Source organism: Streptococcus sp. HMSC36C04, assembly GCF_001839535.1.
In the GTDB taxonomy this organism is placed as follows: Bacteria; Bacillota; Bacilli; order Lactobacillales; family Streptococcaceae; genus Streptococcus; species Streptococcus hominis.
Window position 1 is genome coordinate 42,805 of sequence record NZ_KV841599.1, and the last position, 12,777, is coordinate 55,581.

A 12,777-nucleotide genomic window follows, 5' to 3' on the forward strand; every position below is an offset into this window, starting at 1 on the left:
ATCTTTTTGATGCCGGTACTCACAAAGAAATCCTGGCCCAGCTTGACTACGATGCCCCTCCATGCCCTGCCTGCAAGGGACAGATGACCAAATACGACTTCCAGAAACCTTCTAAAATCCCTTATCTGGAGACAGCAGGATACAAAACCCTTATCCGACTCAAAAAGCGGCGCTTTCGCTGTAAGAACTGTGGAAAAATGGCTGTCGCCGAAACCTCCCTCGTCTAGAAAAATCACCAGATTGCCTCTGCAGTCAAACAGAAAATCGCTCAATTATTAGTTGAGAAGCAAGCCATGACAGATATTGCCCACAGGCTCTCGTTCTCGACCTCAACCGTCATTCGCAAGCTCAAGGAATTCAAATTTGAAACCAACTGGCAGAAACTGCCAGAAATTATGAGCTGGGATGAGTATAGCTTCAAGAAAGGGAAGATGAGCTTTACCAGCTTCTGCTCTTTCACTTTCAGGAAAAGCAAGCTAATCATTTCTTCGATCTGATTGAGGAGGTTATTTCTGATGTTCACCCAATTTTTCAGACAGTTTTTCGAACTTTTCTGAAGGACAGAGACAAGATTCTCAATGCCTTGGAACTGCCCTACTCCAACGCCAAGCTGGAAGCGACTAACAATCTCATCAAGGTCATTAAGCGAAATGCTTTTGGATTCAGGAACTTTGACAACTTCAAGAAACGCATTCTCATCGCTTTGAACATCAAAAGAGAGAGAACGAATCTCGTCCTCTCTCAATCTTAGCTTTTCATCAACCCACTACAGTTGACAAAGAGCCCAATTTGGTCAAATTGATAGGTTCTTAAAACTTCTACTAAAATGGTTTCTTTTGTTTTCGGAAAAACTGTCAATTTTAATTTTTTTGAACTTTTTAAACCTGTTTCTCCCAAAAGATAAACCGTATCCTTTGGAAAAGCTTCTTGTATAAACTTTTTGGTTACATATCCCGTATTTCCAAATAGTAGAATTTTCAATTTTTTGTCCCTCCTAAAAAGTAATTTATTTTGTTACTAATAATATTTTAGGTATCCAACTAAATATCAAGCAAAATAGACTAATTTTTTACTAATTTATTTCGTGTTTTCTCCACATATTCATTACACGCTATTTCGATTCCTTTCTTTCTCCTCTATTTTGTGTTATATTTATCATATACGAAGAATTTAATTTGGAATGAAAATCCATTTTTAGAACGAAGGAGAAAACATGTCTGTTATTGAAAAATTAACAAAACCAGCTCATTTGATTGATATGAATGACATCATTCGCGAAGGAAATCCAACACTTCGGGCAGTCGCCAAGGATGTCACCTTTCCACTTACCGAGCAAGAAGTTATCTTGGGTGAAAAAATGCTCCAATTTTTGAGGAATTCACAAGATCCTGTGATGGCTGAAAAAATGGGACTTCGAGGCGGCGTTGGTCTAGCTGCACCTCAGCTAGATCTGTCAAAGCGGATTATTGCCGTATTGGTCCCAAACCTGCCAGATAAAGAAGGCAATCCTCCTAAAGAATCCTATGCTTTGCAAACGGTTATGTACAACGCTAAAGTAGTGGCACATTCTGTTCAAGATGCCGCACTAGCTGAAGGGGAGGGCTGCTTGTCAGTTGACCGCGAAGTGCCTGGTTATGTCGTGCGCCATGCACGCGTCACTGTTGAATATTTTGACAAAGAAGGTGAAAAACACCGTATCAAACTCAAAGGATACAACTCAATCGTGGTTCAACACGAGATTGACCACACCAACGGCATCATGTTCTATGACCGCATCAATGAAAAAGAACCCTTCGCAATCAAAGACGGTATGTTAGTGATTGAATAATAAATAAAAGGGAATCTCTGATATAACAGCATTCCCAATTAAAATTTCTTTATAAAAGCACTATAACTCAAGAATACAAATAAAAAGAACAACTTTGGCTTCTGATAAACAGAAAATCAAGGTTGTTCTTTTTTGTAGTTATCGTGTGAATCTGTCTCAGACTCATGACTTTAGGATGACAAGCAATTTTAACGCAACTGCTATCGCACAAAACAAAGCACCGTTTTGAGGTGGTAAATAGAACTTGTGAAGCAAGTCTCATCTTCATTCGCTTTTGAAACTCTAAAGAGCAATTTTGATGAAAATTTCGTTTTCTGCATTCATTACCTCAACAGTAGGGAAAACTGTTAAGTCACCTTGTGGGGTGAGACTATACGAGACATTTTGCACCGAAGTTTTGAAATAAGATAGCTGAGATTAACATTTTCAAATTTTAATTCCTTTGTGAGCGACTGCACTAGCAATTGTAGGTATCGGTCTCACTCCTATTTTTAGAAGTCAGCTTCCTCTTTCCCAGAAAATAGCTAAAAGAATAATCGCTCCCAACACAGATGGAATAATCGCTGTATCTGACAGATGAGGTCCCCAGTTACCAAATAGCATTTGCCCAAGCCAGGCTCCAAACCAACCTAGTAAAATCTTGCCAATACAGCCCATTCGTTCTCCACGATTGGTGATTGCTGCTGCAATTAGACCAATAATGAAGCCGACAAACATACTCCCAATCATTTAGTTATCCTTCCTGATTATTTTATTATTCTCACTTTTGCACTATTTTTATGCAAACAGCAGCTTTTCTTCTTTTTGGAAGAACAGGCACGACTTGCTAACACAGCCAAACTGACCAACGCCACCGAGGCAAGTACTACTTTTCCAGAAAATTCTAGTGAATAATGAAAATCTCTTAGGGCTTTTTTATCTTCAGCTGAAATCATTAACTTCATAATGTATCCTTTCTATTTGTGTAAATAGCTTACAAAGAACAACAGTAATCTATAAAATTTTGTAAAAAACTTTACAAGTAGTAAAATTTCCACTCTACTTTGACTATTTTAGTAGAACCTTTCAAAAAACAGCCAGCTACTCGCAGGAAGTCCTTACCGTGAAAGAGCTGCAAAACCAATCATATTTTTCAAACAAACGAGCGAAAATTTTGGTCTAATGGCAACTGTCTCTGATGAAAGTTTCCCACATTCATCAAAAGAAAAGATCTTAGAATAAATCATCAAAGAGACTGAGCTGATTGTCTTCTGGCATATTGCCTAGAATCCCCATTTCATCCATTTTATCAACTAGAGTAGTGGATAAGCCACCGCGCTTGCGCAATTCGGTTTTTGAAAGAAACTCTCCTTCGGCACGCGCTTTAACCAATTGTTTTGCAACGTTGTCTCCCAAACCATCCATAGCAGAAAATGGAGGAATTAAGCTGTCTCCGTCAATAAGAAATTCTGTCGCATCACTCTTATAAAGATCGAGTTTGCCAAATTTGAAGCCTCTTTCCAGCATTTCATTGACGATTTCTAGAGTTGTATAAAGGTCAATTTCAACATTGGAAGCTTCATTATTTTTGCGTTTTTCAGCGATTTCGTTCATCTTGCGCTTCACTGCATCTAGCCCACTACTCATAACTTTGATGTCAAAGGCTTTGGCACGAATAGAAAAGTAGGCACAGTAGTAATAAATCGGATGATGCACCTTGAAGTAGGCCACCCGCAAGGCCATCATCACATAGGCAGCCGCGTGAGCTTTGGGAAACATGTACTTAATCTTTCCACAAGATTCAATATACCACTCAGGTACATTGTTTTCCTTCATAGCAGCGATGTAGCCATTTCTTTCTTCGTCAGAAATCTTGAGCCACATGCCTTTCCGCACCCGTTCCATAATGGTAAAGGCCATTTTAGGCTCTAAGCCCTTGTGCATCAGATAGACCATAATGTCATCCCGACAACCGATAACGGTGGACAGGTCAGCAATTCCCTGCTTAATCAAATCTTGTGCATTGCCCAACCATACGTCAGTACCGTGAGACAATCCTGATAATTGAAGCAATTCCGCAAAGGTCGTTGGATGAGTTTCATCCACCATACCCCGCACGAAGTTGGTTCCAAATTCAGGAATCCCCAGCATACCAGTCGGCGTACCTATTTGCTCCTGCGTTACTCCGAGAACATCTGTTCCAGAAAAGAGAGCCATAACTTCTTGGTCATCCATTGGAATTTCATTTGGGTCAATGCCGGATAAATCCTGCAACTTCCGAATCATGGTCGGATCATCATGACCGAGAACGTCGAGTTTTAGGACATTTTCATCAATATCATGGAAATTAAAGTGAGTCGTTTGCCACTCTGCCGTCAAATCATCCGCCGGATACTGAACTGGTGTGAAATCATAGACATCCATATAATTTGGAATAACCACAATTCCTCCAGGGTGCTGTCCAGTCGTCCGTTTGACACCTGCTGCACCTTGCGCCAATCGCTCTACTTCTGCGTCACGGTAAAATTTATTGTAATCCCGCTCATACCCTTTCACAAAACCATAAGCTGTTTTGGCAGCGACTGTACCAACCGTACCAGCACGAAAGGCATATTCCTCACCAAAAATATCTCGGACATCCAAGTGAGCACTCGGTTGATCTTCACCAGAAAAGTTCAAGTCAATATCAGGCACCTTGTCACCATCGAAGCCAAGGAAGGTTTCAAAAGGAATATCCTGTCCATTTTTACTCAACTTATATCCACAATGCGGACAATCTTTATCTGGCATATCAAAGCCTGAACCGTAAGAACCGTCCGTAATAAATTCTGAATACTGGCATTTGCCACAAACATAGTGAGGAGATAAAGGGTTTACCTCAGTAATCCCAATCATGGTCGCCACAAAACTAGAGCCGACCGAACCACGTGAACCCACCAGATAGCCACGCTCATTTGAACGCTGTACCAACATTTGCGAAGCCAGATAAATCACGGCAAATCCATTCCCCAAAATGGAGGATAATTCCCGCTCAATTCGTCGGTCTACAATATCCGGCAGCGGATTTCCATAAATTTCAAAGGCTTTGGCATAAGTCATTTCAGCGACTTTTTCCTCTGATTTGTCAATAAATGGCGTATAGAGGTCACCTTTCACCACTTCAATTGGTTCAAAGGTTGCTGCCAATTGATTTGGATTGTCAATAACCACTTTGTGAGCTAATTCATCACCTAAGAAGGCAAATTCATCCAGCATTTCATTGGTTGTGCGGAAATGCGCTTTTGGAAGTGGTGCTGGTTGAGCATTTTCGCCATGCCCAATGGTACGGTTAATCATCGCTCCTTGCCCTAGACTGCGGACGATAATTTCTCGATAAATTTCTTCTTCAGGCTCGATATAATGCACATCACCTGTAGCAAGAACAGGCTTGTCTAATCGATTTCCCACTTCAATCAAATTCTTAATAATGGTATGAAGCTCTTCGATATCCTTGACCTGCTCTTTAGCAATCAACGGTGCATAAATTGCTGGCGGCATGATTTCAATAAAATCGTAGTATTTCGCAACTTCCACTGCAGCATCGACGCCTTGCGAAACAACCGCGTCAAACACTTCTCCTTCTGAACAGGCTGTTCCTAAAATCAAGCCTTCTCGGTGCGCATCCAAAACTGTTCGTGGAATCCGCGGCACGCCCTCAAAATACTTTGTATTAGACAAACTGACTAATTTAAAAATATTCTTCAAACCCGTTTGATTTTTTACATAAATCGTAGCATGTTTGACTCGCGCTTTTTTATAGGAGTTTTCATCCACCAAATCTGTGTTTAGCTTTTGAAGATTGGTGACACCTCGTTTTTCTGCCGCATCGTTAATGAAAATAAAGAGCAGGCGTCCTGTCGCTTCCGCGTCATAATTAGCCATGTGATGATGATCAAGCGATACTTGAAAACGCTTAGTCAATGGTCCCAAACCGTGGCGCTTGTATTCTGGGTAGAGATTACGGGCAAACTCCAAGGTATCAATGACTGGTTGCGTGATCTGTGGCAACCCATGCCGTTCATAATTGACATTCATAAATCCCACGTCAAAAGTAGCATTGTGGGCAACAAGTACCGTATCTTGACAGAAGTCTTGAAATTCTTGCAAGACCTGCTCGAGTGGCTTCGCATTTTTGACATGCTCGTCTGTAATCCCCGTCAAATCTGTCGTAAAAGCACTCAAAGGATGACCTGGATTGATAAACTCGTCAAACTCAGCAATGACATTGCCCTTGTACATCTTACTTGCCGCGACCTGAATCAAGTCATTGTAAATAGCAGACAAACCGGTAGTTTCCACGTCAAAGACAACATAAGTGGCTTCCTTGAGTTCCATATCCACTTCGTTATAGGTAATAGGAACTCGGTCTTCCACGATATTAGCTTCCATGCCATAAATCAGCTGAATACCAGCTTTTTTAGCAGCTTTATAGCCATGCGGAAAGCTCTGTACATTGCCGTGGTCAGTAATCGCAACTGCCTTATGTCCCCACTTAGCGGCTGTCGCAATCAATTCCTCCACTTCTGGAAGAGCATCCATGGTTGACATGTTGGTGTGCGCGTGGAATTCAACCCGTTTCTCACCTTCTGGCATCAAGTCTTTCCGCTCATAATGTGTCACTTCTTGCACATCTTGGACATTCATGGTCAAGTCATGCGTGAAGTTATTCATTTCAATATTGCCACGCACACGCAACCAAGAATTTTTCCTAATGATGTCAAATTTTTTGGCTTCTTCTTCGTTTTTAAACCACTTCTGAAGGGCAAAACTAGAAGTATAATCAGTCATCTTAAAGTTAATCAGCACACGCCCTGTGCGGGTAACTTTTTGCTCAAGATCAAAGACCATACCTTCAAAGACAATGCGATTTTCCTCGGTCTGGATGTCAATCATCTGCGTAATCTCTGCCTTGTCCAGCTTTGGTCGAGCAGCCGCTTTTCGTGCTTGAAAATCAGAGTAGCTTGGTTTTTCCTCAGCTGGTGGTGGTGCCATTTGTTGCAGCGCTTCGACAGCTTTGAGAGCTTCATCATTAGCCGCTTGCACAATCTTTTCTTTTTCAGCTTGGAAAGTCTCGACTTGTTTCTGAGTCAAGGCATCACTTGCTTTGACCTGACAGTGAAAATGCGGAAAGCCAAACTTCACCAATTGCTTGCCTAAATTTGGCAAATGGATTTTCCGAAAATGCTCCGTATCAATACTGGAGGGGCCCTCAATCCAGAGCTGATCGCCGTCCGCGTGTACCTTTAACTGTTGGTACATACTACGAAAGCCCTGACTGGCGCAAGGTCCTTCTGTAAAAGCCTCTTTGTAATAAGCCTGCAACAGCTCCTCTGTAAAATCTTGATTGGCAGCCTTAATTTCAAAAATAGCTTGGTTGCCCGTCTTAGAAAATTCTTCATTTAAACGTTTTTTTAATTCTTGAAACAACTCAATGGGTAAAATTTCTCCAAAAGCAAACTGAAATTCCCAGACATGACTGACGGTATGCACTAAAACTTGCTCAATTTCTGCATGTAAAAAGGCACTTGATTGTCTCATATCAAGTGGCATATTGATTTGATTCATTAAAATTTCAAACGTAGATGACATCTTTTTTCCTCGTATTGTAATGAAACTATTTTACCATAAAACAAATGAATTTTCGATTAAAAAATAGATAAGGAATATCCCCTCATTGTTTTTAATATAAACCAATCATCTCATCAAGGACGTCAAATGCTAAGCTTTTGGTTTCCGGAACTTTGACAATTTTAAAACGAAAATTCTCATCGCTTTGAACATCAAAAAAGAGAGAACCAATCTGATTCTCTCTCGTACTTAGCGATAGGTTACCCACTACAGTTGACATTGAGTCTGTTTTCCTTTTTATTTTTTATATCCTTCTAATGCTTTTTGGCGTTCTTCAGTTTGGCCTTTCGCATCTAATTTTTTACCTTTATAAACGGTGCTTTCCCATGAACCGTACATTGGATTTGGGAAGATGATGAACTTTTCACCGAATTCGTTCTTTAATTCTTCTAATTTCTTACTACGTTCTTCTGCTGATGTTTTTGAGAAATCTGCAAAGTCAACGAGGTTATCACCTAAAAGCATGACCAAATTCGTCGTTTCTTGTACTTTCTGACGGCGACCTTCTTTTGATTTCACACCTTTTTCTAAAAACATCAAATGATCTTTCCCTTGTACTGGAATACCTTCCTTTTCCAAATTCTTAATTGTCGCGTCTACCTGGCTCGCATCACGGTCAGAAATATAGTAAATTTGAACACCGTTTTGATGTGCATATTGGAGAAATTCTTTGGCACCAGGAACAGCTTTAGCTGAAGCTTTCTGTACCCAAGCATCCCAATTTTTAGGATTAAAGGCCGTACCGTCTTTGACATTTTGAACTTGATAAGGACTGTTGTCTAATACCGTTTCATCTAAGTCAAGAACGATTGAGTAAGGCTTATCTGTCGGTTTTTGCAACAATTCTTTCAAACGATTCGTCGCAACATTATAACCTTGCAGGTACAACGCTTTAGCTTCATCTGACTTTTGATACCAAAGAGTGGACATGGTGTTTTCCCTTGACCGCAATTGATCATAAGTCATCGTAACTTTATTGTCAGATGTGTTGCTTTGCGTAGCCTTATTATCAGTTGCTTTTGTCCCACAACTGGTCAATAAAATAACCGAAGCAAGAGCTGAAAAAATTGTGATTGTGGCTTTAGATGATTTCATAAAACCAATCCTCCTAATATTAATCTGTCAAAATTATAGCGCTTTCATAAAGACATTTCAAGATATCTGTCTAAATGTAGAAGAAAAATAGATTTACAGAAGACAGCTAACAAGTTCATCTAAAATAATGAGCTGTAAGGAGCTTAGAATCCCTACAGCTCACAAACCTTCAATCTTTATTTCTTTTTCTTAAGGACAACTACACTTGATAACAACAAGCCAATTCCTGCTAGTACGCCAGCAATGGAAATTGTCGTCCCTGTGGACGGTAAAGTCTTATCTGCTTTTCCAGCTCCTGCTTGCTGTTGCTGCGTCTGACTAGCTGAAGTATTTGACTGTGTTGACGAAGTCGTTGTTTGACCAGACTCTCCTTTCGGCGTAGAAGGCTTAGTTTGATTTTGTTCTTCTTTTGGTTTTTCTTGATTTGGTTTGCTATTTTTTTGAATGCGTAAAATCGTCGCTGTCAATGGTGCTAAGGTAACCCCGTCTGCTCCTAAGGTCACACCAGCTGGATTTGAAATAGCCGTTACCCCTGCGGTATTACCGTCTGCCACGACTTGAGCATTTGCCAAATGCTTGTAGGCTTCGCCAAAGTTAAACTTCCGCTCCTTGTTATCCGCATTAACAAAGACAGCGTAAATGTCTCCATTTGAAGCCACAACTTGGTAACCAAGAACTGTATCCTCTTTTTCAACCCCGTCTTTACCCGGCTGAGTGATTAAAGTAACATTTTGATCGACTTCGGCTTTGGTCTTGCGTGTAAAGGCATCTGTTGACTTCCGCAAAGCAATCAGCCCTTTCACATAGTCGCGGCTCTTCGTATTTTCAGGGAATTTGTCACCGTTTGTTGCCTTTGTCCAGTCAAAATGATTAACCGCATCGCTCGAATCATAAGAGTCGTGGATAAAGTAAGGATATTCAAATGGTGTACCGTCCGCATTGGTCAGTAGATGTGATTTATTTGGTACTTTGTCTTCTGAAACAGGATATTTATAAGCAGGGTCACGGAATTGCTTGGTTCGTCCATATTCTTGCCCAGAGTGAAGGAATGGCGTCCCTTGAGAAGTAAGAACCATTAGATTGCCCAAACGCAGGCGACGGTGAATTTCTTGATTGTTCGCTGCGATAGCTGGATCTTTTTTAATGGATTGAGCAATCACATCAAAGAGAGTCAGATTATCATGCGCAGCAATGTACTGAATCACATCTCCCGGATCATCTGCTTCAAAATTCGTTGGTTGTGCTTTGATGTTTTTGAAAACATCTTCGACATTGCGTTTTCCACCTGTGATAAAGGCAGGTGCTCCTTCGTTCGGATAACCAGATTTCAAGGTATTTCGAATATCATCTGAGAATACACCGACTGTATCGGTAGATTTCATCCAAGATTGATCCGCTGGTTGGACTGGTTTATTTTCATCTCCAGCGTAAGTCTTCCACCCCTCACCTAGCATCACCAGATTTGGATTGAGCTTTTTAGCCTCCTCATACGCTTTTTGAATGGATTCTGCATCGTGATCTCCCATCATATCAAAACGGAAGCCATCCACTTTGTATTCGCTCGTCAAATATTTGATAGAATCCACCAAAACACGACGGCTCATGTAGTGCGTCGTTCCCAAACGTCCGCCACCAAAACTAGTTCTAGGAGTGCCGTCTGCATCCATAAAGTGATAGTAATTCGGCTCTAAATCTTCAAAAATAGAGGTCTTTGCCGTGTGATTATAAACCACATCCATAATCACACCCATTCCGCGCTTGTGAATTTCATGAACAAGATTTTTAAATTCTTCAATGCGCTTAGCTGGATTTGTCGGATTGGTTGAATACATTCCTGTCAAGGAGAAGTAGTTTTGTGGATCATAACCCCAGTTGTAGTTACTATTGCTAGAAGCATACTTGTCCAATCTTTCGGCATTTTTCAATTCATTGACAAAATAATAACTTAAAACCGGCAGCAACTGAATATGAGTAACCCCAAGTTCTTTTAAATAGTCCAATTTTTCAACGAAAGCTGAGAATGTTCCAAATTGAGACTTCAAATCCTTAGAAATAGCTGCGTCAGAAGTAAAATCACGGACATGCGCTTCGTAGATAACTGCATCCTCCCTACTCTTGAATCCTGGAATGTTCGCATAGGTCAGATTTTTCGGACCAAGCTCACTTGGGTCAACAAAAGCTGCCTTTGCAATCTTGTAAGACTCACCTTTTTCGGCATCTTCGCTGTTCCAAGCTGCCAAAGATTTGGCATATGGATCCAAAGCTAGTACTTTTTTATCACCGCGCGTAATTTCATAATGATAGAAATAACCGCGATAATCCTTAATTCCTAGATTTGTTTGCGATGTCAATGTTGTCTTCCAAGTACCAGCTTCTCCTTTTGTCATCGCTACTTTACCAACTACTTTGTTCTGATCATTTTTATCATAAACAACCAAATCTACCTGATACGCACTTGGTGACCAGAAGGTCACATCCACTTTCGTACCTTTTTGGCTAACACGCGCACCCAATTCACCATCATATTTGTAGAGACTATCCTTCAACTGCCAATTCATACTGATTTTAAATTGGTCGTTGCCATACTTTACCGTATAAGGAGCTTGCAATTGTCCAAAGTCTCCTATGATTTTTGCTTTCTTTGTTTTAGGATCAAGCACAATGTCTTTCACAACCACTTCTTTACTGTCCTTGTCTGTAATTTTTAGATTCTTAAGAATATCTTCCTTTTTGGCATTTTCAAGGGTTGAGAAAGTTGCTTCAATCTCCGTCAAGCTGACATGCTGAGCACCTGTCATGCGGATATCATTGACAAAATACGGATTGGTATAAATATTCGGATCTGCATCTCGGAGGAAAATTTGACTGTTTTTCTTCAAATTTGTCAGATTATAATCCTGCGGTTGAATCTTTACATCGTCACCTGATTTGCTTTCATCTAAAAGCAGAAAACCAATTGCTTTTGCAGCATCTTTTAAAGGAACATCTACATAGCGACCATACTTGCCTGTTTTTTCGAAATCCACTCCGTCAGGCCAATTTTTGCTAGGATTTTCCACATCTCCCCAAAGCCAAAGAGACTTCTTGTCATAATTCCCGTCTGTCCGATAATAATTGATTCGTACCATGCCCTCTTTTAGAGGCTCATAGGTATAAAGATTGCAATCCTTGTCAAACCAGACCTCGTTCATATTCGGGCTCAGCAATTCAATCGTCTTGTCACCTGTTAGATTTGTACCTGCTGTATTATTGATTAAGAGACTAATTTTACTCCGTTTTTGTGCCATTTTGACATCAAGATAATAGCCATAATCATCCTTTTTAGCCATTGAAAAGCTAGTTGCTCCTGTCGGCCAGCTGCCTTTTTGGCTGGAAGGTGTCTCCACATCATCCCAGGTCCACAAGCCAAGACTAGCTAAATTCTCCGACGGAAGTGTCTTAAAATGCAGACGAATGCTGCCCTCTTCAATTTTGTCTTCTTTAGCTGGTGTCGCATCTGATGCAACTTTCTCAACAGGCTTCGTTGCCGTTTTTTCTTCTGCTGCTTGTGCAGTTTCCTTCTCCGTAGATTGAACTTTCGTACTTGAATCCGTCGTTGAAGCCGGGGTATTTTCTCTTACGGAGTGAGCTTGAGTCAAGTCAAGTTTTTCTGTTGAGCTTTCCTCAGTTGAAGCTGTACGTGAAGAATTGTCAACACTAGGTGTTACCAAAAGCGAGCTGCTTGCTTGCTCTTGATTTTCCGACTTTTCCGAAACGACTGCTTGATGATTCGTCACTTCTACTTTATCAGACTGCTCACTTGTTGGTGATGTTGGTTGCACCGTTTCAATAGATGTGTTTTCAACACTATTTGCTTCCTCTGCTTGCGCCAAGACATTCCCCACCAAAAAGACACTAGCAGAAATAGCAATAGACGCCACCCCCACTTTTAATCTGCGGATTCCAAAATGCTGACGCTTCTCAGCTGTTCGAGATTGTAAACGATAAACTTTCTTCATAAAAAGAAAACTCCTTTATTTTTTAGTTGCACAAATATTTTTAGGCTAGTGCAAACGTTTTCTGTAGATATTATATACATTTGTCGACAAAATGTAAAGGTTTTCAAACAAAAAATCTCTGTTTTTTTGACAGAGGTTAAATGTATTTTCTATATTATTAGATAAATTGCAATAAAAAGTGCAACATTTATTCGAACTCATCCTCTAGAG

Annotated in this window: 7 protein-coding genes and 2 pseudogenes; 3 read left to right on the forward strand and 6 right to left on the reverse strand. The window is 40.5% G+C overall.

Annotation, left to right across the window (positions count from 1 at the left end; all coding sequences use genetic code 11):
- Window positions 1-751 (forward strand): annotated as a pseudogene (locus HMPREF3249_RS09305) (transposase); the annotation flags it as partial.
- On the opposite strand, the gene HMPREF3249_RS06590 reads toward HMPREF3249_RS09305, so the two are convergent.
- Window positions 748-981: a hypothetical protein gene (locus tag HMPREF3249_RS06590; protein ID WP_049533681.1), complete on the reverse strand. Its 234-nt coding sequence runs from the start codon at window positions 979-981 to the stop codon at window positions 748-750. The pseudogene HMPREF3249_RS09305 and the gene HMPREF3249_RS06590 overlap by 4 nt on opposite strands.
- 232 nt (window positions 982-1,213) lie before the next feature.
- Here HMPREF3249_RS06590 and def point away from each other — a divergent pair, with 232 nt between their 5' ends.
- Window positions 1,214-1,828 (forward strand): peptide deformylase, encoded by a 615-nt coding sequence (def, locus tag HMPREF3249_RS06595; protein ID WP_059221498.1) that lies wholly within the window; start codon window positions 1,214-1,216, stop codon window positions 1,826-1,828.
- A gap of 498 nt (window positions 1,829-2,326) precedes the next feature.
- Here the strand turns inward: def and HMPREF3249_RS06600 are convergent, their stop codons facing one another.
- The 3 genes from HMPREF3249_RS06600 to HMPREF3249_RS06610 form a co-directional block, all read right to left on the reverse strand.
- Window positions 2,327-2,557, reverse strand: a complete 231-nt coding sequence (locus tag HMPREF3249_RS06600; protein ID WP_003039588.1) for a GlsB/YeaQ/YmgE family stress response membrane protein — start codon at window positions 2,555-2,557, stop codon at window positions 2,327-2,329.
- Window positions 2,558-2,574: 17 nt separating this feature from the next.
- Window positions 2,575-2,772, reverse strand: a complete 198-nt coding sequence (locus HMPREF3249_RS06605) for a hypothetical protein (protein WP_003039358.1) — start codon at window positions 2,770-2,772, stop codon at window positions 2,575-2,577.
- Between the two features lie 268 nt (window positions 2,773-3,040).
- Entirely contained in the window at window positions 3,041-7,435 is a 4,395-nt protein-coding gene (locus HMPREF3249_RS06610; protein ID WP_022525311.1) for a PolC-type DNA polymerase III, read from the reverse strand.
- Window positions 7,436-7,535: 100 nt separating this feature from the next.
- Here HMPREF3249_RS06610 and HMPREF3249_RS09475 point away from each other — a divergent pair.
- A pseudogene (locus tag HMPREF3249_RS09475) lies at window positions 7,536-7,667 on the forward strand (ISL3 family transposase); the annotation flags it as partial.
- 44 nt (window positions 7,668-7,711) lie between these two features.
- Here the strand turns inward: HMPREF3249_RS09475 and HMPREF3249_RS06615 are convergent.
- Both HMPREF3249_RS06615 and HMPREF3249_RS06620 read right to left on the reverse strand, forming a co-directional pair.
- Entirely contained in the window at window positions 7,712-8,569 is an 858-nt protein-coding gene (locus HMPREF3249_RS06615) for a 5'-nucleotidase, lipoprotein e(P4) family (protein WP_059221500.1), read from the reverse strand.
- Between the two features lie 176 nt (window positions 8,570-8,745).
- The gene (locus HMPREF3249_RS06620; protein ID WP_070867549.1) at window positions 8,746-12,567 is read right to left on the reverse strand and encodes a pullulanase; all 3,822 of its coding nucleotides are present in this window, start codon (window positions 12,565-12,567) and stop codon (window positions 8,746-8,748) included.
- Window positions 12,568-12,777 lie beyond the last annotated feature (210 nt).

What these genes read in the sequence shown, in the direction of transcription:
- def (WP_059221498.1), top strand. Translation starts at nt 1,214, where the DNA reads ATGTCTGTTATTGAAAAATTAACAAAACCAGCTCATTTGATTGATATG.
- HMPREF3249_RS06600 (WP_003039588.1), bottom strand. Translation starts at nt 2,557, where the DNA reads ATGATTGGGAGTATGTTTGTCGGCTTCATTATTGGTCTAATTGCAGCA.
- HMPREF3249_RS06605 (WP_003039358.1), bottom strand. Translation starts at nt 2,772, where the DNA reads ATGAAGTTAATGATTTCAGCTGAAGATAAAAAAGCCCTAAGAGATTTT.
- HMPREF3249_RS06610 (WP_022525311.1), bottom strand. Translation starts at nt 7,435, where the DNA reads ATGTCATCTACGTTTGAAATTTTAATGAATCAAATCAATATGCCACTT.
- HMPREF3249_RS06615 (WP_059221500.1), bottom strand. Translation starts at nt 8,569, where the DNA reads ATGAAATCATCTAAAGCCACAATCACAATTTTTTCAGCTCTTGCTTCG.
- HMPREF3249_RS06620 (WP_070867549.1), bottom strand. Translation starts at nt 12,567, where the DNA reads ATGAAGAAAGTTTATCGTTTACAATCTCGAACAGCTGAGAAGCGTCAG.